At 39.9% G+C, this 21318-nt stretch carries 15 protein-coding genes; 10 read left to right on the forward strand and 5 right to left on the reverse strand.

The features are described from left to right. Positions 1-156 precede the first annotated feature (156 nt). The 10 genes from AWN68_RS14295 (at position 157) to AWN68_RS14340 (ending at position 13184) form a co-directional block, all read left to right on the forward strand. On the forward strand, positions 157-504 hold the full coding sequence (locus AWN68_RS14295) for a helix-turn-helix transcriptional regulator (RefSeq protein ID WP_068417043.1): 348 nt from the start codon (positions 157-159) through the stop codon (positions 502-504). After that, the gene (locus tag AWN68_RS14300) at positions 491-3130 is read left to right on the forward strand and encodes an ABC transporter permease (RefSeq protein ID WP_068417046.1); all 2640 of its coding nucleotides are present in this window, start codon (positions 491-493) and stop codon (positions 3128-3130) included. Before AWN68_RS14295 ends, AWN68_RS14300 begins: the two co-directional genes overlap by 14 nt. A 184-nt stretch (positions 3131-3314) precedes the next feature. Then, entirely contained in the window at positions 3315-6317 is a 3003-nt protein-coding gene (locus AWN68_RS14305; protein ID WP_068417049.1) for a WD40/YVTN/BNR-like repeat-containing protein, read from the forward strand. Positions 6318-6506: 189 nt separating this feature from the next. Next, positions 6507-7901 (forward strand): YfcC family protein, encoded by a 1395-nt coding sequence (locus AWN68_RS14310; RefSeq protein WP_068417052.1) that lies wholly within the window; start codon positions 6507-6509, stop codon positions 7899-7901. 110 nt (positions 7902-8011) lie between these two features. Then, on the forward strand, positions 8012-9163 hold the full coding sequence (gene argE / locus AWN68_RS14315; protein ID WP_068417055.1) for an acetylornithine deacetylase: 1152 nt from the start codon (positions 8012-8014) through the stop codon (positions 9161-9163). 118 nt (positions 9164-9281) lie between these two features. Then, entirely contained in the window at positions 9282-10130 is an 849-nt protein-coding gene (locus tag AWN68_RS14320) for an MBL fold metallo-hydrolase (protein WP_068417058.1), read from the forward strand. Position 10131: 1 nt separating this feature from the next. Beyond that, positions 10132-10941, forward strand: coding sequence for a patatin-like phospholipase family protein (locus AWN68_RS14325; protein WP_068417061.1), 810 nt, complete (start codon positions 10132-10134; stop codon positions 10939-10941). Next, positions 10938-11501 (forward strand): 1-acyl-sn-glycerol-3-phosphate acyltransferase, encoded by a 564-nt coding sequence (locus AWN68_RS14330; RefSeq protein ID WP_068417065.1) that lies wholly within the window; start codon positions 10938-10940, stop codon positions 11499-11501. Before AWN68_RS14325 ends, AWN68_RS14330 begins: the two co-directional genes overlap by 4 nt. Positions 11502-11517: 16 nt before the next feature. Further along, on the forward strand, positions 11518-12102 hold the full coding sequence (locus AWN68_RS14335; RefSeq protein WP_068417068.1) for a riboflavin synthase: 585 nt from the start codon (positions 11518-11520) through the stop codon (positions 12100-12102). Next, positions 12102-13184, forward strand: a complete 1083-nt coding sequence (locus AWN68_RS14340) for an o-succinylbenzoate synthase (RefSeq protein ID WP_068417071.1) — start codon at positions 12102-12104, stop codon at positions 13182-13184. The genes AWN68_RS14335 and AWN68_RS14340 overlap by 1 nt, the downstream gene beginning before the upstream one ends. Before the next feature lie 106 nt (positions 13185-13290). Here AWN68_RS14340 and AWN68_RS14345 read toward each other — a convergent pair whose 3' ends face one another. The 5 genes from AWN68_RS14345 to AWN68_RS14370 all read right to left on the reverse strand — a co-directional run bounded on the left by AWN68_RS14345 (position 13291) and on the right by AWN68_RS14370 (position 21098). Beyond that, on the reverse strand, positions 13291-13698 hold the full coding sequence (locus AWN68_RS14345) for a response regulator (RefSeq protein ID WP_068417074.1): 408 nt from the start codon (positions 13696-13698) through the stop codon (positions 13291-13293). Between the two features lie 10 nt (positions 13699-13708). After that, positions 13709-17866: a PAS domain S-box protein gene (locus tag AWN68_RS14350; protein WP_068417077.1), complete on the reverse strand. Its 4158-nt coding sequence runs from the start codon at positions 17864-17866 to the stop codon at positions 13709-13711. Between the two features lie 403 nt (positions 17867-18269). After that, the gene (locus AWN68_RS14360) at positions 18270-19505 is read right to left on the reverse strand and encodes an MDR family MFS transporter (protein ID WP_068417082.1); all 1236 of its coding nucleotides are present in this window, start codon (positions 19503-19505) and stop codon (positions 18270-18272) included. Between the two features lie 220 nt (positions 19506-19725). Then, on the reverse strand, positions 19726-20238 hold the full coding sequence (locus AWN68_RS14365; protein ID WP_068417086.1) for a DUF1648 domain-containing protein: 513 nt from the start codon (positions 20236-20238) through the stop codon (positions 19726-19728). Next, the gene (locus tag AWN68_RS14370; protein ID WP_068417087.1) at positions 20235-21098 is read right to left on the reverse strand and encodes a poly(ethylene terephthalate) hydrolase family protein; all 864 of its coding nucleotides are present in this window, start codon (positions 21096-21098) and stop codon (positions 20235-20237) included. The genes AWN68_RS14365 and AWN68_RS14370 overlap by 4 nt, the downstream gene beginning before the upstream one ends. Positions 21099-21318 lie beyond the last annotated feature (220 nt).

Genomic DNA, 21318 nt, shown 5'->3' on the forward strand with positions numbered 1-21318 from the left:
TCAATAGTCAATAGTCAATAGTCCTTTGTCTATTTACGGTTACCAAACGCCCAATTCACTCCACTAATTTCCCGATTCAATTCATCCCTTGTGTATTTCATTTGCAATAGTGAAACATATCTATTTCATTTACTATTGTGAAACTAATAAAAACAGATGCAAAGAATTAATCTAGGAGAGTTCGAGGAACTGGTTTTGCTCGTAGTGGCCATTCTGAATGACAATGCATATGGCATTAGTGTAATGGAAGAAATTGAAGCTCAAACCGAACGTAAAATCAATATTAGTGCAGTGCATTCTGCTTTGGATCGATTAGAAAGCAAAGACTTTCTTAAATCTGAAGTAGGGGGAGCCACCAAGGAAAGGGGAGGCCGAAGAAAACGATTTTTCACGGTAACAATTGCCGGAAATAAGGCCCTCAATTTTGTGCGTGAACAACGCAACCGACTGCACGAACAAATCCCCAACATAGATTTTGGCCTGAATCAGTATGCCTCAATTTGATCACGAGCCTCCAAAATGGGCACTTTGGTTTTTACAGCTTTACTGTAAACCAAGGATACGCGAAATCATTGAAGGAGATGCTTATGAGCTGTTTTACAAAAGGGTCGAAACAGACGGTTTAAAGGCTGCAAAACGCAAATTCGGGTGGGATGTACTTCGGTTCTTCCGTCCAAAATATATCAAAGGTCTAGAAGATATTAACTCATTAAACAACATTGCCATGTTCAAAAACTATTTCAAAATCTCGGTCAGGAGTTTGGTTCGCCAAAAGTTCTTCTCCATTATCAACATTTCAGGGCTTTCCTTAGGCTTGGCCGCCTGTTTGCTCATTATGCTCTACATCACTAACGAACTTAGCTACGACAACTTTCATAAAGATGTAGACCGTGTTTACCGGATTGCCAATGGTCAGAGCGGTCAATACACCCCCGCTAGATTAGGAGCTCAATCCAAAATGGATTTCCCTGAAATCGAAGAGGTCGTTCGATTGTCTGGGCCATATGATCAAACTTTTAAGGTCAATAATCAAATTTTTAAAGAAGGAGAGGGCTTTTCAGCCGACTCCACTTTCCATAAAATATTTACTGTCAGCTTTATTGAAGGGAACCCGGATAAAGCACTGACAGAGCCGAACTCTATTATACTTACAAAATCGCTAGCAGCTAAATTATTCCCTAATCAAGAAGCCTACGGTCAGTTACTCACTGTTGGTGGTAATTCCATTAAAGTTACAGGTGTGGTAGCCGACCCGCCAAATAACACTCACTTTCACTATGGTTTTATTGAGTCTTTCCCACATGAAAGCTGGATTACGGTAGGTAACTGGACGGGAAATAACTTCTTCACTTACGCCAAACTGGTGTCAGGTGCCACACCTGAGTCGGTAGAGGCTAAATATCCTGATTTTGTAGCGAAGTATGTGGGGCCTGATTTGGTAAAATATACAGGGCACGCTAATTATGAAGAGTATTTAGCAGATGGAGGAAGGGAGCGCACTTTTACTTTAAAACCTATGGAAGATCTTCACCTTTATTATCCACATATGGCTTTGGGATCTCAGGGTGATATTAACAATGTATATATTTTTTCAGCTGTAGCTTTTTTCATTCTACTAGTCGCCAGTATTAATTTCATGAATCTTTCTACTGCTCGTTCGGCTGCTCGCTCAAAAGAAGTAGGCATGCGTAAAGTATTGGGATCCAGAAGAAAGCAATTGGTGCATCAGTTTTTAGTTGAGTCTATGCTTATCAGTTTGGTGGCCATGATTTTGTCATTGGGCCTAGCTAGTTTGTTCTTAGATGGTTTCAATCAATTGGCCAACCGAAATTTTAGTTATTCAGACCTGTTGGCTCTGGGTACCTTGTCTAAATTATTGGGCTTAGTTTTGGTAGTGGGATTACTCGCGGGTAGTTACCCAGCATTCTACCTTTCTGGTTTCCAGCCGCTCAGGGCATTAAAAGGAGAGAGTAAAATAGGTGGTGGAAATGTGTTTTTGAGAAAGGGCTTGGTGGCCTTTCAATTCGCTATCTCAATTTTCTTGATCATCAGCACTATGGTGGTGTTTTCGCAACTTAGGTTTATGGGGCAGAAAAAACTTGGCTTTCAACCGGAGCAAATTATGGTGGTAAAGCATACGGGAGTCTTAGAGGACAATCTCGGAGCCTTCAAAAATCAGCTACTTCAGGATCCAAATATAGAATCCATCTCGCTAACCGACCGCTATGTGTCTGATAGAATTTCAGATTGGGGGTATACTACCATGGAAGACAATCCAAGGTCTTTTAGTCTTATGAATCTTTTTACTACAGATGAATACTTAGAAACCATGGGTTTAGAGTTGGTAGAAGGTAGATTCTATTCGAATGATCTCGCCTCAGATTCAGCATCAGTGGTGATCAATGAAGCGACAAAGAAGGCCTTGGCCTTTGATGAGGTCTTGGGTAAGAAATTATCAAGGGGAGATGGCGAAGACTATACAATTATTGGAGTTGTTCGCGATTTCAATTATGCAAGTTTAAAGCGTTCAGTTGACCCCTTAATCCTCAGGAGGATGTTTGAAGATGGACGCTTAGAAGCAGACTGGTATGGAGGAGACTTCCTATCACTTAAAGTAACGGGTAACTTTGGGGAAACCGTGAAACAAGTGGAGTCTGAGTGGAGTGCTATGGTGCAAGACGAGCCTTTCGATTTTATTTTCCTCGATGACTCTTTTAATTCGCTTTATGAAGAAGAACGAAGGTTCGGGAAACTCTTTACTGTATCGTCAGGCTTGGCTATAGCTATTGCTTGCTTAGGCTTATTCGCCTTGGCCGCCTTTACTTTGGAAAGAAGAAGAAAGGAAATTGCGGTAAGGAAAGTATTAGGTGCAACCGTAAAAAACTTAACGTTACTTGTGGTTTCTGATTTCACTAAACTGGTTGTCATTGGAGCAGTGATCTCTATCCCAGTAGGCTATTGGGTTATGAATGATTGGCTGGCCACATTTGCCTATCAAATCAATATCAACAATCCCTTGCTGTATTTAGCTCCAGTAATTGTTGTCGCTATCATTGCTTGGCTCACTGTAGGTTTTCAGTCGGTTAAAACTGCTACTGGCAATCCTGTGAAGGCCTTGAGGAGCGAATGATAGGATGAATTGAAAAGATATTAAAAGCCAGTCCATAGCAACTGGCTTTTTTGTTATAACCACCTTGGATGAAGGGTGAAATTTAGCTTTTAATGTCGTATTCATAAGCATATTACCAGTCAACCTATTTTTGAAGGGTTCTAAACCTTAGTTTATTAACTTTCCCATTCAAGAATTATAGGATATGCGAAAAACTAGACTACTTACCCTTTCCGCGCTCTTTTTGCTGATTTTTAATTTTGGCCAAGCGCAAGACAACCCTCAACTCGATGCATTTCAATTTAGAAATTTGGGACCGAACCGTGGAGGTCGTGTTACGGCCGTTATGGGAGTGGAATCACAGCCCTCTACTTTCTATATGGGAGCCACTGGTGGAGGTGTTTGGAAAACCGATGATTATGGAAATTCATGGGACAATATTTCAGACGGATACTTTTCAACCCCTTCAATTGGTGCCATTGCGGTATATCAAAAGAAGCCAGACATCATGTATGTTGGAACTGGGTCTGACGGCCTTAGATCGAATGTGATTACAGGTAAAGGCGTTTATAAGTCCACCAATGCAGGTAAGACTTGGGAGTTTATTGGATTGAAAGAAACGGGTCAGATTGGCGCAGTAGAAATTAACCCAAATAACCCAGATGTGGTATTTGTAGCTGCCATTGGTAGTGCTTTTGGAAGAAACACTGAACGTGGTGTTTTCAGAACCAAGGATGGTGGAAAAAACTGGGATAAGGTGCTTTATCATTCTGATAGCATTGGTTTTTCAGATTTAGAATTTGCTCCAGACGATGCGAACACCATATATGCTGGTGCTTGGCGTGCCGAAAGAAAACCTTGGGATATTATTTCAGGTTCTATGGAAGGTGGAGTGTACAAGTCTACCGATGGTGGAGATACTTGGAAGAAATTAACGAACGGGCTTCCAAATGGCCTTATTGGTAAAATTGACTTTGCTGTTTCACCTGCCAACCCAAATAGGGTATATGCGAATATCGAAGCGGGAGATAATAAAGGTGGACTATACAGATCGAATGACCGTGGTGCGTCATGGGAGTTTGTAAGTGATAATTCAAACCTAACTAACCGTCCTTTCTACTATACAAACATTTATGCCAATCCAAAAAATGCTGATGTAGTATATAATAGTGCATTGCGATTTAATAGATCTACAGATGGTGGTAAAACATGGAGAGGTGTTTCCACTCCACACAGTGATAACCACGATATTTGGATCAACCCTAACGATACTTCAATTTGGGTACAAGGAAATGATGGTGGTGCTAACGTAACCATCAATAATGGTAAAACTTGGTCAACACAATTGAACCAACCAACTGCCGAACTTTACCAAGTAGATATTGACGACCAAGATCCTTATTGGTTATATGCAGGTCAGCAAGACAACGCTACTTTGGCTGTGCCTAGCTTGCCTACCGGTGCAAATGACTCTCCTATATTCAGCTTAGGAGGTTGCGAAACTGGCCCAGCCGTTCCAAAGCCAGGTAATTCAGATATCGTTTACTCTAACTGTAAAGGAAACTTTGGTGTGTACGACAAACGTACTGGTCAGGAAATGCAATACAGCGTGGGTGCTATGAATATTTATGGTCATGATGGCGATAAATTGAAATTCAGATTCCAGCGTGTGGCACCAATCACGGTTTCTCCACATAACCCAAATGTAGTTTATCACGGTTCTCAGTACCTTCATAGAACTTCTGACAATGGGAAAACTTGGGATATTATTTCTCCAGATTTGACTGCCTTTGATCCTACTAAACAAGTTTCAGCAGGAAGACCAATTACGAGAGACGTAACCGGTGAAGAGTATTTCAGTACGATTTATGCCATTCAAGAATCTAGAGTTCAGCCAGGTTTAATCTGGGTTGGAGCTAACGATGGCCCCGTGCATGTAACTCGTGACAATGGTAAAACTTGGACAAATGTAACGCCAAATATGCCTAAGGATGGGCGTGTTGACTCAGTAGAGCCTTCTGCACACAATCCTGCAAAAGCATATATTACTGTGTTGAGATATCAATTGAATGATTACAGACCATATATCTACAAAACAGAAGATTACGGTAAGAATTGGGAATTGATTATTAAAGGTATTCCTAATGATTATCCAGTGAGAGTAGTAAGAGAGGATCCAGCCAAAGAAGGCCTTCTTTTCGCAGGTACTGAGTTTGGCTTATTTATGTCTATGAACGATGGTAAGGATTGGGTTTCATTCCAAAACAATCTTCCAGTAACACCAATTACCGATCTTAAGGTTTACAAAAATGACATCGCTATGTCTACCATGGGTAGAGGTTTCTGGGTTTTAGATAACATCACAAGTCTTTACAATATGGAAGCGGCAGTTAATGCAGATGCTTTCCTATTTAAGCCAAAAGACACTAATCGTTTCAGATACCGTGGCGGAAGAGGTGTTCCTCAATATCCAAACGCGGCAGTAGCGATTGACTATTATTTGAACGATACCAATGAAGAGGTTCAAATGGACATCATCAATGAAGAAGGTAGAATTGTAAAGTCATTTACGAGTGGAAGACCTGCTCCAGTTGAAAACCTAGAAGTAGATATGTCAACAGGTTTCTCTATGCCTCCTCCATCTTCTGGTTTGAGCAAGAACAAAGGTTTGAATCGTTTTTCTTGGAACATGCGTAACTCAGGCGGTTGGGATGCCAATCCAAGAAGGTCATACCAAGGTTTTGGGCCGATGGTGTCAACAGGTGAGTTTACTGTGAAATTGACGGTTGGTAATAAAGTGTCAACTGAGAAATTTACTTTGAGCTTAGACCCAAGAGCTACTTTGGTAACCGATGCTGATGTGAAAGAACAAGAGAAAGTAGCTTTAGAGCTTCAAGATTTCTCTACAGATGTATCACGTTTGTTGATCAGTGTAACAGAAGCTAGAGAAGCTTTGGACAACTCATTGAACAAAGAAAAGATCAGCAAGAAAGATCAGAAGATGAAGGATACTTTGGACGGTTTATACTATAGAATTGTAACTCCTCCGGGAACGTATATGCAAGGAATGCTTCAAAGTCAATTGGGCTATTTGAATGGAATGCTTAGCAGAGCAGATCAAGCGCCAGGCAGAGATGTTTATGAGCGTTTAGAAGAACTTAGAGCTGAGTATAACGCAATTAAGAAAGCTTTAGAAGAATTGAAATAAGCGTCAACCTTTTAAGTGAACCCTCCAAAAGCTTCGAATTTTTGGAGGGTTCTTTTTTTTAACCTGAATTATGTATTAGGTTTCGTAATGAAGAGATAAAGCGCAAAGAAAGAGTTGCTTATATTGAAGAGACTTAGCACCGCTATAGTGAATCAATAGTTTATAAGCTAGCTTTTACCAAAATAGCCTATGGAAAAGAAGAAATGGTACTCAAGTATTCCACATCCAGTCGTGATGCTCTTCGGTATTCTGATCCTCATTACTTTATTAAGCCATTTTATTCCAGCCGGAGCTTATGATAGAGTTGAGGTAGATGGCCGCCAAATGGTGGAGCCGGGCTCATATCATCAAATCGATCCAACACCCTTGTCTTTTCTAGACATGTTCAGGGCCATTCCAGGAGGTTTCTCATCTGCCATTCTTATCATTTTTGTAGTGCTTTCCAGCGGTATCATGTTCGGGGTTTTGGAAAAGACTGGAATGATCGAAAACGCAGTCGGTACTTTCGTTAAGAAAATGGGCTTCGAAAGAAGAATGCTACTAGTCGTGATAATGACTTATCTTTTTGGTGCCCTCGGTGTCTTTGTCGGCTATGAGAATAACATCGCTATGATTCCCATCGCGGCCATTGCCAGTTTGGCTTTAGGCGGAGATTTAATGCTGGCTGCAGGAATTGCCGTAGGAGGCGTCACTGTTGGTTTCGGGCTTTCGCCTGTGAATCCTTACACGGTTGGTACTGGCCATGCCCTGGCCGAAATGCCCATGTTTTCGGGCTGGCTCTTACGTTCTGTACTTTGCTTTGTAGCCCTTAGCGCTTTGGCTTATGTCAATGTTCGTTACTTCAGAAAAATATTAAAAAATCCAGAAAAGAGCCTTTCCATTGGGCTAGACACTAAAGGTTTTCAACTTTCTAAACCACTGGATACTTATGGAATGACAGGCAAGGATTGGTTAATGTTGATCATTTTCGTTGGCGGTTTGGTGGTGATGCTTTATGGCGTATTTACCCATGGTTGGTACCTTACGGAAATCAGTGCCATGTTCATTATTATCTCTATTGTAGCAGCACTTGCTGCACGAATGTCGGGAACAGAAATAGGTGAAACAGTTTTGTCGTCAGTAGCCGTAGTGGCTCCCGGGGCTTTTATGGTGGGGCTGGCAACTTCCATTAAAGTGGCCATGGAAATGGGGAATATCTCCGATACCATCGCTTTCAATTTGGCTGAAACACTTCGAGACTTACCAACTTATGCTTCTGCTGTCTCCATGTCTTTGGCGCAGTGTGGCATCAATTTCTTAATTCCTTCGGGCAGTGGACAAGCCTTGGCCACTTTACCCATTATGATTCCACTGGGGGATGTTTTAGGCTTAACTCGTCAAACCACAATTCTTGCTTTTCAGATAGGCGATGGAGTAACCAACCTTTTCAATCCAACCTTGGGCGGCTTGATTGCCATGCTCGCCATGTGCCGAATTTCCTTCGACCGCTGGCTCAGATTTATTATGCCGGTTGTTGGTGTAATTCTGATCGTTTCATGGCTATTTTTGCTCTTCAGTGTGAGCATTGACTGGGGACCATTTTAATTTGTGAATTTAGAGGAGTGAAAGAAAAGTTTATCGTTTAAAGTTCAGAGTTCAATAAATTCATTGCGGAGCATCTTTAGACTTTAAACAACAAACATTAAACAGAGATTATGACCGTAGAAGAAATACTAACCAAACTCGTTTCATTTCCAGTATTAGGGGGCGAAAGCAATCTTTCTATTTTAAGTTGGATTGAAGAGTACCTAGATAAGCATGGTGTAGAACATCACCGTGTGCCAAATGAAGACGGAACTAAAGCGAACCTTCATTGCCGAATTGGCCCTGAAGCTGAAGGTGGAGTAATTCTTTCTGGACATATGGACGTTGTGCCTGTAAAAGGCCAAGCATGGGATACCGATCCTTGGGTATTGACTGACAAGGAAGATGGCAAACTGTACAGTCGTGGTTCCTGCGACATGAAGGGCTTCGTGGCTTGCTGTTTAGCTGCTTTACCCGCCATGCTCAAGGCCGATTTGAAGACACCAATTTACTTCGCCTTTTCATACGATGAAGAAATCGGCTGTTTAGGCGCTCCCGACTTGGTGAAAGCCATCAATGCCCACTACAAAGTAAAACCTAAGTTCGCCATTATTGGAGAACCTACCATGATGCGACCTGTTACAGGGCAAAAAGGCATCTGTATTTTTGAAACTACGGTAAGTGGCTCAGAAGGTCATAGTAGTCGAATTAAGCAGGAGGTAAGCGCTATTCACGAAGCCATGCGTTTAATTCTTTGGCTTGAGAACAAAATGAATTCACTGATTGAAGCAGGAAGGACCGATGATCGTTTTACGCCCAATCATACTTCTATCCATATTGGAATGGTCAACGGAGGGATTGCGCCCAATGTGATTGCACAAGAATGTAAGTTCAGTTGGGATGTACGGACCATTCCTTCAGAAACCCCACAAGAAATTAAAGCGGAATTCGATCTCTATTGTAGAGAGCGAGAAGCTGAGTTAAGGAAAATCCACCCTGACTTTAAAATCTCGACCAGCAATGTGCACCCTGCCGTACAGGGCTTAAATACACCTGACGATCAGGAGATTGTGGCTTTAGTAAAAGATTTGGTTCGAAACTCGAAATTGGATGCTGTGTCTTATGCTGCTGAGGCAGGGCAATTTGCAGAAGGAGGTTTTCAAGCGGTAATCTGTGGCCCAGGTGATATCGCTCAGGCCCACCGTGCGAACGAATTTATTCATAAAGACCAACTCGTTCAAGGGATGGAGTTTATGGATAAACTGATAAAGAAATTGAGTTAATAAACTTCAGTGGACCAACCAATATTTCCCATTCCATTTGGGCAAATATTCTAATTGGGCGACCTTGCAGTAAATCTCAGATTCTTGAATAACCTGACTGAATTGAAATCCATTGCTTATGAAATTACATGTTATAGATACAGGCTTTTTTAAACTTGATGGTGGTGCCATGTTTGGTGTAGTGCCCAAATCTCTTTGGACCCGTACCAATGCTGCCGATGAAAACAATATGTGCACTTGGGCAATGCGTTGCCTTTTGATTGAAGATGGAAATCAATTGATTTTAATTGACAATGGTATTGGCAGCAAACAAGACGCAAAATTTTTCAGTCATTTCTACTTACATGGAGATGCCAGTTTAGACAGCTCATTAAAGAAAGCTGGCTTTTCGCCCAATGATGTAACAGACATGTTTCAAACCCATTTGCACTTTGATCATTGTGGAGGTGGAGTTGATTATGTGGGTGACAACAAGGATAAGCTTCAATTGCATTTCCCTAATGCAAAATATTGGAGCAATGCCGACCACTGGAAATGGGCTACCGAACCCAATGCCCGTGAGAAGGCTTCGTTTCTAAAAGAAAACATTCTTCCTATTCAAGAGAGTGGACACTTAAACCAAGTGTCTCTTGATGGGAAGTCACCTTTTTCTCAATTCGATATTTTCTTGGCCGATGGTCATACCGACAAGCAGATGATTCCTAAAATCAAGTATAAAGGCAAAACCATCGTTTTTACAGCTGACTTGATTCCTTCTACTAGCCATATTCCTTTACCTTATGTCATGGGCTATGATACAAGGCCATTGCTTACCCTTTCAGAAAAGGAAAAATTCTTGAAAGAAGCAGCCGACAATGAATACATTCTTTTTCTTGAACACGATTCGGTGAATGAGTGTTGTACAGTAAAAAATACAGAGAGGGGAGTGAGGTTAGACCGTACTTTCCCATTGTCAGAAGTATTATAAGATGAAAACAGGAATTGCCTTATCGGGAGGAGGTGCTCGTGGTTTTGCACACTTTGGTGTATTACAAGCGCTGGACGAACTTGGAATCGAAATCAATGCGGTTTCAGGCACAAGTGCAGGCTCTATTGCTGGCGCATTTTATACGCATGGCTACAAGCCTACGGAAGCGTTGGAGCTGATCTCAAAAACCAATCTCTTCAAAATTATATGGCCAGCTTTTAGTCTTTCGGGCCTTATTAACATGAGCAAAAGCGAAGATGTTTTTAAAAAATTCTTTAAGGAAGACACTTTTGATAATGCTCAAATTCCATTACAAATTATAGCCACTAACTTGAATGAAGGTCGAAAACATGTGTTTTCTTCTGGCCCCTTGGTAAAAGCTATGATGGCCTCGAGTTGTATTCCTTTTATTTTCGATCCAGTGAGAATAGGAAATGAAGCTTATGTAGATGGGGGAATCGTCAATAACTTACCCTCTGAGGTTTTACGAGGCACTTGTGATGTTGTAATTGGAGTCAGCGTGGCGCCTGTAATTCGTGAAAACGATTTGGATGGGCCAAAGCGAATGATAGAACGCATTTCTATGGTAAGCGTGAATGCAAATGTTTCGGCCAGTAAGGAATACTGTGATATTCTAATTGAACCCACTTCCCTGCGCAAATACACTACTTTCGATATGAAAAAGGCGCATGAAATTTATAAAATTGGTTACGAATCTGCTCATCATTATTTCGATACGCATTCTGATGAACCTGCCGTTATTAAATTGCTAAACAAAGCTAAATCACAACCCTCAAACTCGGCCAAATGATGAAATTACTCTCTAGGTTTTTGTTTTGGATTACAGGCTGGAAGCTCGAAGGGAAGTTTCCAGATGGAGTGAAAAAGGTAGTAATTACCGCTGCACCGCATACCACTAATTGGGATTTTGTATACGCGAGGGCTGCTTTTTACCTACTTGAAGTTCCATTAAACTTCACCATTAAGAAGGAATTTATGGTAGGGCCGCTGGGCTGGATGCTTAAAAGTATGGGGGCAATTCCGATAGATAGATCACCGAAAAAACCTGGCGAGAAAAGGCAAAGTACAGTAGATGCCATGGCCGCTTTATTTCAAAGTAGAGATGAACTGGCGGTAATGGTTACACCAGAGGGTACGAGAAAGTATGTTCCTGAATGGAAAACTGGTTTTTACTATACTGCCGTGAAAGGCGGGGTGCCAATTGTACTAGGGTTTTTAGATTTCAAAGACAAAATAGCGGGTATTGGCCCAACCATTTACCCTTCGGGAAATGTGGAAGAAGATATTGAAAAGATGAAGGCATTTTACCGTACTAAAACAGGTAAATACCCAGAGTTAGGCGTAAAATAAAACATTAGAAAAAACAATGTTTACAGGGATTATAGAAACTACAGGCGAGATCACGAAGGTAGAAAAAGAAGGTTCCAACTTTCATTTTTCTGTACAGAGTAGCTTAAGTGGAGAACTAAAAATTGATCAGAGTGTGGCCCATAATGGTGTTTGCCTTACTGTGGTGCAAGTGAAGGACGGTATCCATGTGGTGACTGCCATTGACGAAACTCTTCAGAAGACAAACTTATCCCACTGGGGAATAGGAACTGTGGTAAATATAGAACGCTGCATGGTGGCTAATGGCCGTTTTGATGGGCATGTAGTACAAGGTCATGTGGATCAAATTGGCACAGTAACCCAAGTGCAAGAACAGGATGGAAGCTGGCTTTTCGACTTTGAGTATGACCCTAGTTTAGGAAATGTTACCGTGGAAAAAGGCTCTATCTGTGTCAATGGCACAAGTCTTACCTGTTTCAATTCAGAAGAAGCAAGCTTTAGAGTTGCCATTATCCCATATACCTACGAGCATACTTGTTTCCACCAATTGAAGGCTGGTGACAAGGTAAACCTTGAGTTCGATATTATAGGAAAGTACGTCAAGCGCTTATTAGGAAAGTAATGCGTTTACAATTCGAAGTCATTCCTCACCTTTTAAAGTTTCGTTTCGAAGCAGGCACCAGCCGAGGTTCATTTACCGAGAAGGAAACTTGGTTCATAAAGGTTTGGGAAAAGGGAAATCCAGACTGCATTGGTTGGGGAGAAGCCAGCCCGTTAAAAGGCCTGAGTATAGACTATAGCTCCAACTACGAAATCGAACTTCGAACTTTACTGAATACCCTTTCTGCATTAGATTTCCCAGAAGAAACTGGAGAGCTCCTTGAGTTCATTTCTACCAATACACCAATTGAAAAACCTTCCATTCGCTTTGGGCTTGAAACCGCTCTGCTAGATCTGCTCAACGGAGGCAAGCAAATCATTTTTGATACGTCATTTGCGCAGGGCAAAGCTCGAATCCCGATCAATGGTTTGATTTGGATGGGAGAAAAGACTTTTATGCAAAAGCAGATCAATGACAAGCTGAAGGAAGGGTACAATACCATCAAACTTAAAATTGGTGCCATTGACTTCGATGCCGAATTGGCTTTATTAGAAGGCATTAGAGAGCACTACTCTGCTAATGATATAACATTAAGGGTAGATGCCAACGGAGCCTTTACAGATGTCGATGCCATGGGAAAACTGGAACAGCTGGCTGCACTGGAGATTCATTCTATCGAACAACCCGTAAAAGCTGGGCAATATGAGTTAATGAAAAAGCTTTGTGCTAAAAGCCCCTTGGATATCGCATTGGATGAAGAGCTCATTGGCGTGAATTCTAAAGAAGAGAAAAGAGCACTTTTAGAACGCGTTCAACCACAATATATCATTTTGAAACCTGCTTTATTGGGTGGAATACTTTCCTGCCAAGAATGGATTGAAATTGCTGAAAGCCTAAATATAGGATGGTGGATGACTTCCATGCTGGAAGCAAATATTGGCTTAAATGCCATCGCCCAATTTACAGCCCAATACAAACCCACCTTACCACAAGGCTTGGGCACAGGCCAACTTTATCACAATAACATCGATTCCCCCCTAGAAATCAGAAAAGGGGAACTGTTGTATAATGTACCAAAGGGTTGGGGAGAAGTATCGGTTTAGTTCTTTTGCTGTAAGTCCTTGCCCTAAGTTTTTATCATGTAGGAATGGAAAGTCATCCTGTAGAGTTCAGAAATGTAGAGATACTTAATATCGACAGTTATGATCTTTAATTCTCATTTAATTTCTCAATGAGAAATTTTAAATCGTTTGGCATTAATGGCTTTAGAATATATTCAGAGATATCGCTGATGTTTTTCACCCTTTCTATGTCTACTGGGTCTACTGATGATGAAACCATATATATGGTTATCCTTTTGCCTATTTTTGACTTTATTTTGACATACTCCTCCATAAACTGAAACCCATCCATGATTGGCATATTAATGTCTAACAAAATAACATCTGGAAGGCTGTTTTCTTCACTAAGATTGTCTGATAAGAAATTTATAGCTTCTTCACCATCTGAAAAAACAGTTATATTCTTTACTGATTTAATCGGTTCTAATGATTTGACTATAGTAAATTGATAAATATCATCGTCATCAATAACACATACATTTAAAGCATTAGGCATATTATATCAGTTAAAAATTTATGTTGAAAGTCGTACCTTCATTTACTTTGCTTGAAGCAGATATTGTGCCTCCCATAGCTTCAACTTGTGCTTTTGTTATAAACAAACCCACACCTTGAGCCTCTGGATGTCTATGGAAAACTTTATTAAGTCCAAATAGTTTATGACCGTGTTTTTCTAAATCTATACCTAGGCCATTATCCTTAATACTCAACTCAATTTTCCCATCCTCAATGTCTGATTTAATAAATATTTCTGGAGTACGACCCTCAGATCTGTACTTAATTGCATTGCTCAGCAAGTTAAGGAAAATACTTTCCAAGTAGATTTTATTATAACTAAGTTTATTAATTTTAGAGAAATCACTGGTAATGACTGCACCTGTTTTTATGATCTGCCCATAGAGTGTTTCTTTAGTAATGTTTAGCACTTCATCAAATGATAGGTCTTCATTGTCTTTCAGGTCTTTATTATTCGTTTTTAGGGCCTCAACTAAAGTGTTTAGTGTTAGGGTAAGGTGGTTAATGACTTTTTCGAATTTTTCAAATAAGATGCTCTTCTCTTCCTCACTTTCTGATTCCTTATAAAAACCTAAAAGTGAGTTAAGGTTACTGACAGGAGCCCTTAGGTTATGAGAAGTAATATGAGCAAAGTCGGCCAACTGGGTGTTTTGAGAGGTTAACCTACTTGCTAATACCTCTAGCTTTTCCTTTGCTTCAATGATTTTACTTTCAGATAATTTTTGATCCGAAATATCACGTATGGCAGCAGAAACCAATAATCCTTCCTCTGTTTGTAATGGGCTTAGGCTTATTTGTATAGGTATTTCTGTTCCACCTTTATTTACCCCATATAGATCTTTACCCTGACCCATTCCTCTTGTTTTAGGGTTAGAGAAAAAGCCATCGCGATGTGCGGTATGATTACCTGTAAATCGACTAGGGATAAGGATTTCAACAGACTTGTTAAATAGTTCATCAGCTGAATACCCAAATAACTTTTCAGATTGCTTGTTGATGAGTTGTATTTTCCCTCTTTCATTCACAATTACCATGGCATCTGGCGCGGACTCTAGCAGACCTCTAAATTTATTTTCTGCCATCTTTTGCTCGGTAATGTCTTGGCAGGTACCAATCATTTCAATTACCTTACCTTGATCATTGGTGATGACTTCCCCTAGAAGTTGGACTGTTTTTAACTGACCATCTCCTGCTACGATTCTATGAGTGAACTTGTCTAGACTCTTCTTATTTGCCGCATTTTCGAAATAATCCGTTACACTCTCTTTGTCATCAGGATGTACAAAGCTGAAATAAGTATCGAAGGTCAAACTGTCGATTGCCTTATTAAGCTTAAATATATTATATAGGTTATAAGACCATTGTACTTTGTCTGCGAGGGTATCCCATTGCCAATGGCCCATCATTGTTATTTTCTCTGCGAAATTCAATAATTGATTTTTCCGCAATAGTTCATCTTGAGTTTTTCTTCTTTCAGAAATATCGGTTGATACACCTAAAAAACCAATGTCATTACCTTCTTCATCTTTTACTCCTGTTAAAGTGAGTTGAACAGGTAAGGTTGATCCATCTTTCCTAACATAAGTCCATTCACGTGTGTCGTATGCATTATGCTTTGATAATTCTAACTGTGGGTGAAAGCCTATTGGATCTTTATCATATAGCTTGGCAATGTCAATTGTAAACTTCTCTAACTCGTCCTCTTTGTGATAAATGAAGGGTTTTTGCAACCCTATCATTTCAGCCGCTGAATATCCAGTTAATATTTCTGCTCCATAATTAAAATGATTAATAATACCATCACTGTCTGTCGTTACAATGGCTGTGGGGCCAGAATTAAATATGGCTCTCAATTGTAGGTTGGCATCATGTAATTCTTTTTCAGCAGACTTGGCAGCAGTAATGTCTTGACAACTACCAATCATTTCGACTACTTCGCCTTTGTCGTTAGTGATCACTTCCCCTAGAATCTGAATTATTTTTAATTTTCCATCTCCTGTTATGATGCGATGTGAGAATATATTTAGCTGCTTCTCTTCAGCTGCCTTTTTGAAGTATTCTGTTACAATTCCTGTGTCTTCGGGATGAACTATTCTAAAATAAGTATCAAAGCATAAATGATTAACTCCTTTATCTACCTGTAAAATGTTATAGATATTATTTGACCACTGCATTGTATCCGTAAGGATATTCCATTGCCAGTTTCCCATCATGGTAATCTCTTCGGCAAAATTAAGTAGCTGGTTTTTTCTCAATAGTTCATTCTCTGTCTTTCTTCTCTCAGACACATCGGTAGTGACACCTAAAAAACCAATGTTTTCACCTTGTTCACTCTTAATTCCGGATAAAGTCAGCTGAACAGGCAAAATTGATCCATCTTTTCTTCGATAATTCCATTCACGGGTATCGAATGCATTTTGATTGGCTAATTCTAATTGTGGATGAAAGTCTGTGGGGTCTTTGCCGTATAACTGAGCAATATCATTTGAGAACTTCTCAAATTCTTCTTCCAAAAGAAAAATATTCGGTTTTTGTAGTCCTATCATTTCAGCCGCAGAATACCCAGTTATGATTTCAGCCCCGTGATTGAATTGATTAATAATACCATTGGTATCTGTAGTTATAATAGATGTGGATCCAGAGTTGAATATGGCTTTTAATTGAGTATGGGCATTTTTTAGCTCAATTTGTGACACCTTCACTTCATTTATATCCTGAAACACTCCGAAGAGGCGAATGCATTTGCCGTCTATTATTTCCGCTTGGCCGATAGCGCGTGTCCAAAGGATATTCCCTTTTGCCGTTACTAGCTCTATTTCTACATCATAGGGGGTTCCATGTTCCATTGCTTCTTTAACCACTTTTTCAAGCAAATCCCTACTCTTTCCTTCTTTGAAAAAGTTAATAGCGGTTTCTAAATCGGGTTCATAGTTTTCTGGTACTTCGTGAATCTCACGTACAATCCTGCTCCAAAAAATTCTATCTTTTTCAAGGTTTATTTCCCAAGCTCCAATACGGGCTACTTCATTTGTCTTATCTAGAATTTTTTCAATTTGCCTTCTTTCTTCCTCTCTTTCTTTGAGGTGAGTAATGTCTCCAGTATGCATTATTAAACCACCTATGTTGCCTTCTGAAATGTACCAAGGGCGAACATCCCAATAAATCCACTGTATTGTTCCATCGGCACGGGTAAAAGGCGCTCCCTCACAAATGTCAATAGCGCCTTTTAGACCTTTTTGATGATTAGCTTTCCAATCGTCACCTATCTCTGGAAAAATATCATAATGAGAACGACCTATAACCTCTTGTCCTTCCATTTTATAATCTGCTATCCAGCGTTGAGAGACAGCAATATATTTCATGTCTTTATCAAGCATAGCAATGGCAGTAGGAGCCTGCTCAATAAAAACTTTGTTGTAGGTGTTCTTTGTTTCTAAGTCAGTTTTGAGCTTTGTTAACTCCAGTACCTGCTCTCTTATTTTGCTTTCAGATTTAGCTAGTTCCTCATTGGCTTTTGTGAGTTTGTGAGTTTGTCGAAACAGTTGTTTTAGAGCAGGAACTAGGACAAATAGGAATTCTCCTATCAATATTAATGCAGCTATTAATGCAAGGAAATATACTGTCTGCATCAGCTTTTGAAGCTTTATTTTTGAAGCTTTTTCATACTCGTTTACCGCGGTGTCCATGGTTAACAAATAGGAGGGTTCAGTTTGAGTAATGATTTCTACATTTTGTTTAATTAGCGTTGAATCAGCGTTGTTTATAATACTTCTACTGGCCGTGGTTAACCTTTTTAAGTAGGGTTGAGCAGCACTAAGCAAGGAGTCAATAATAGTATTTTTTTCATGTTGCTTATTTTCAGAGTACAGGTAGTTATGCCCGCTTTCTAATTCATCTGTAGCTGTTTTTAATTGTTCTAGCGAGTTTGACTTCAATGCTTCGTTTTGATTTGTCTCAATAGAGAAGGCCATTTTGGCTATGCTTTGACTTAGCGTGCGTTGTTTGCCCGATTTGTTAATTAAAGAGGCATTATGTTTTTGGTTGCTGACACTATTTTGAATAATTACCAAAACAGCAACAATGATTACTATGATCGTTACTATGAATAGTAAATACCTTTTCTTGATACGTTGCTCTATTTTTTCCATTGGTAGTTTTTCTCAAAACAAATACTCATACGTAGCCAAATGGGTGCATTGAAGGCAGAGTAATTTATTCTACATATTAATAATTGGGTGGTTTTAGCCCGAATGCTTGGATATTATAGTGTTGTGCTATTAACCAATCATGAGTAATTGTTTTAAATCAATATAATATACACTTTCTAAAATGCTTTTTGTTGAATTAGTGAAATTCGTACGTAGTTTTTTTAATTGTGGATAAACCTGTCTTCCTTCCACTCGAAGGAACTTTAAAAGATGAGAAGCAGTGGAGCCATAGAAGGGAGAGCACAAATGATATGCTTTTGCTTTTATTATCTGTAAAGAAGAAGTTAATACTTCTTTTCCTTCCTTGAGCCTGCAGTAGACAGAGAGCATGAGGTTTAAAATGCTATTCTGTTTCAATTGGTTCACTTCGCAACCTCCTCTTTAAGATAAAAAGGAAGAGTATTGACAAGGCTGCCATTCCTGCCGTGAGGTACCAAGTGTTATCAAAACCGAAATTATCAACGAACTGCATGCCTGTATTATGACCAAAAATATGGGATACCGAAAACGCAATGCTGTAAAGCGCCATGTATTCTCCTTGGTTACCGCGTTTCGCTCTTTTCATGGCGAAGGCATTAGAAAAAGGAAAGGCTAACATTTCACCAAAGGTCATGAGTATCATTCCGATGATCAGAATACCTGCCCAACTCGATAGAATCAGAAGCACAAAGCTCAAACAAATAAGTACCACACCAATTACAATGTTTTCCACCATACTAAAACTACGTGACTCGAAGTACTTAATCAACGGCATTTCAAATGCAAAAATCAGGAACCCATTAAGCCCCAAAATAAGCCCAATCTGTGATTCAGACAGGTGATGAATTTCTTTGTAGAATAAAGGAACGGTAGAGAAATACTGTACAAAAGTGAACCCAAAAAGCACCAGTCCAACAAAAAAGATCCAATAGGTGGTGTCGGTGTAAGCCGATTTAGGATTGGCATTTTTCACTTCGTCTAGGATTTTTGCTTTTTTCGGGTTGAGCACCCACAGTAATAGGATAGAAGCCAGAATACAAGTGGTACCATCTACCCAAAACAGCGCAGAATAACTTAAACTTGTAATGATCAAACCACCAAATGCAGGGCCTAATGAGAAGCCAAGATTGATGGCCAACCGTATCAGGGTTACTGAGCGGGTTTTGTTCTGTGGTTTACTATAAGCACTGAGTGCCACAAATACTGCTGGTCTAAACATATCCGCAACCGCCATCAGTAAGAAAATGCCAGCGCAGATTAGGTAAAAGCCATGTAGGAATTGTACAGATACAAACATGATTCCGGACACCGATAAACTGAAAGCCATGACTTTATAGTAGCCAATTACATCGGTCAGTTTACCGCCAACCCAAGTGCCTACTACCGATCCTAAACCAAAGGCAGTCATGATCCAGCCTACTTGAGATAAAGAAAACCCTTCGTTTTGTGTGAGATATAGCGAAAGAAATGGGATGACCATTGTGCCTGCCCTGTTGATCAGTGTGATCAAGGCAAGCCACCAAACTTCTTTAGAAAGGCCTGTGAACGCCTCGTAATAAGGTTTTATAATTTTGTTGTAAACGACATTGTTAATGACCATAAGCGTTTCCGTAAAAAATCAAATTCTGACTTATGGAGGATGTCAAAAAATGATCAGCGACCAAACTGATGTAACCAAAATCCTATGCGATATTGCTCAAAATCTTAGAAATAAACTAGAAGTTGACATTCTATAATACAATTTCACCTAGTCCTGTTTGTGAAAAATATGGAGTCCTGATTTGACGATTAACATAGGGAAGAAAAAGTTAATGAGCAACTTACGTATGTTTCGCTTTTACCAATTTTATGATATAGTATGTGATTGGAATAAAGATCATCCCTAATGTTAAAGGCAAGAACCAAACGCCTAAGCCTTCAGCCGTTCCGTTAATATTCTGTAATGTCATAAACACAATCAGTCCAAATATTATAACCAACATTAACTTCAATACACGGATTAACCGGGTGGCCATTGTGTAGTTTTTCAAGGCATTTTCTTCTGTTACTGCCTCAGTAGGATAGTTGAAAACATGAGGGAATTTGTTCAAAATCGTCATTCCAACGTATAGTACTGATGCAATGATCGGTAATGTTAGAATGCTCCATTTGCTACCAAACCCATCTGCTTTTCCAGCCGCATTAAAGTGAATGGGTATTGTGTCAGGTAAATTCTGAAAATTCAGAAATACTAAAACCCAAATCCCTATCAATGAGAGCCAACCCAAAAGCTCCATGCCTATATCAACTCCTGATAACTTAAGCGCTAATTTTGGACGGCCATTTTTATTCATTTTTTCAGATTGGTTTGATGCTTTGATGCTGTTGAGTTTTGATTCAATGAATTGACATTTAGCATTTGCAGATAACAGTCGTTGCCACGTAGAAAAGTCTCAAGCCAAGCATAGGCTACATTGCCTACATCACCATTTCCTGTGCTGGGGAACAACGGAGTTGAATGATTACCCTCTGTAATTTCAAAGAGCATTTTCGTGGTTGTGGCAGGAGTGTAGTCATAATGTACGTTTGAATGACTTGCAGGTGGAGCAGTTGGATCGACTTGGCCACTTAAAATAAGAACAGGCACAGCATGATCTAGATCCGTTTCCACCAGCGTTTTAGGATATAACCAAGGAGCAATGGCAATTACGGCTTTTACACGCGAGTCTAATACTGCAGCCAATTGTGCACCACCTCCGCCCATGGACCAACCTCCAACGGCAATGTTTTCAGTATCTAGTTTTTGGAATAAAGGCGAATCCGTTCTTTTGTTTTCTTGACGTATGGTTTCCATGCCATCCACAAGTGCTTTGGCCCTTAATGAAGGACTGTCGGTTAAAACGTTTGTACCAATCGTCATGGTGACATAGCCACGTTCAGCAAGGTATCTTGCCCAGAAACTCACAGATTTTTGTGTGGCTTTGTAGCCTGGTACGAGTACGATACTCTTTAAATTGGATTCCCCATTGGTAGGAAAGTACAAGGTAGCACCATCATAATCAGGGCCGTTTCTAAGGCCATCAGGTTCAAACAAAGAATCCATAGCCAATGGAGTGTATTTTGATACACTTTCAACCGTAACCGCCTCGCATTGCGCGTAGGAGTAGTGTGATATGGTAATTATCAACAGTACTAATATAAATCTTGCCTTCATGTTGATGCTGTTTATTCAAAGTTTGATTAGCTGTGTTGAAGATAAAAATACTTTTGAAAATTCCATTTGATCGGCAATGCTAAGTCAGTAGGCTTTGGCCTTTTTTATACAAAGGGTAAATTACTTTGAAAAGACAACTATTCACCGTCATTCTGATGAACCTGAAGTGTAACGAAGGGTGAAGAAAGAATCCGTCTGCTGCTAAGTTAGAACAGCAGAA

This window comes from Roseivirga echinicomitans (genome assembly GCF_001592935.1).
Lineage (GTDB): Bacteria > Bacteroidota > Bacteroidia > Cytophagales > Cyclobacteriaceae > Roseivirga > Roseivirga echinicomitans.

Bases quoted from the DNA above. Each gene is read 5' to 3' on its own strand.
- AWN68_RS14330 (WP_068417065.1), top strand. From the start codon at position 10,938: ATGATGAAATTACTCTCTAGGTTTTTGTTTTGGATTACAGGCTGGAAG.
- AWN68_RS14370 (WP_068417087.1), bottom strand. From the start codon at position 21,098: ATGAAGGCAAGATTTATATTAGTACTGTTGATAATTACCATATCACAC.
- AWN68_RS14340 (WP_068417071.1), top strand. From the start codon at position 12,102: ATGCGTTTACAATTCGAAGTCATTCCTCACCTTTTAAAGTTTCGTTTC.
- argE (WP_068417055.1), top strand. From the start codon at position 8,012: ATGACCGTAGAAGAAATACTAACCAAACTCGTTTCATTTCCAGTATTA.
- AWN68_RS14305 (WP_068417049.1), top strand. From the start codon at position 3,315: ATGCGAAAAACTAGACTACTTACCCTTTCCGCGCTCTTTTTGCTGATT.
- AWN68_RS14360 (WP_068417082.1), bottom strand. From the start codon at position 19,505: ATGGTCATTAACAATGTCGTTTACAACAAAATTATAAAACCTTATTAC.
- AWN68_RS14310 (WP_068417052.1), top strand. From the start codon at position 6,507: ATGGAAAAGAAGAAATGGTACTCAAGTATTCCACATCCAGTCGTGATG.
- AWN68_RS14350 (WP_068417077.1), bottom strand. From the start codon at position 17,866: ATGGAAAAAATAGAGCAACGTATCAAGAAAAGGTATTTACTATTCATA.
- AWN68_RS14300 (WP_068417046.1), top strand. From the start codon at position 491: ATGCCTCAATTTGATCACGAGCCTCCAAAATGGGCACTTTGGTTTTTA.
- AWN68_RS14295 (WP_068417043.1), top strand. From the start codon at position 157: ATGCAAAGAATTAATCTAGGAGAGTTCGAGGAACTGGTTTTGCTCGTA.
- AWN68_RS14335 (WP_068417068.1), top strand. From the start codon at position 11,518: ATGTTTACAGGGATTATAGAAACTACAGGCGAGATCACGAAGGTAGAA.
- AWN68_RS14325 (WP_068417061.1), top strand. From the start codon at position 10,132: ATGAAAACAGGAATTGCCTTATCGGGAGGAGGTGCTCGTGGTTTTGCA.
- AWN68_RS14345 (WP_068417074.1), bottom strand. From the start codon at position 13,698: ATGCCTAATGCTTTAAATGTATGTGTTATTGATGACGATGATATTTAT.
- AWN68_RS14320 (WP_068417058.1), top strand. From the start codon at position 9,282: ATGAAATTACATGTTATAGATACAGGCTTTTTTAAACTTGATGGTGGT.
- AWN68_RS14365 (WP_068417086.1), bottom strand. From the start codon at position 20,238: ATGAATAAAAATGGCCGTCCAAAATTAGCGCTTAAGTTATCAGGAGTT.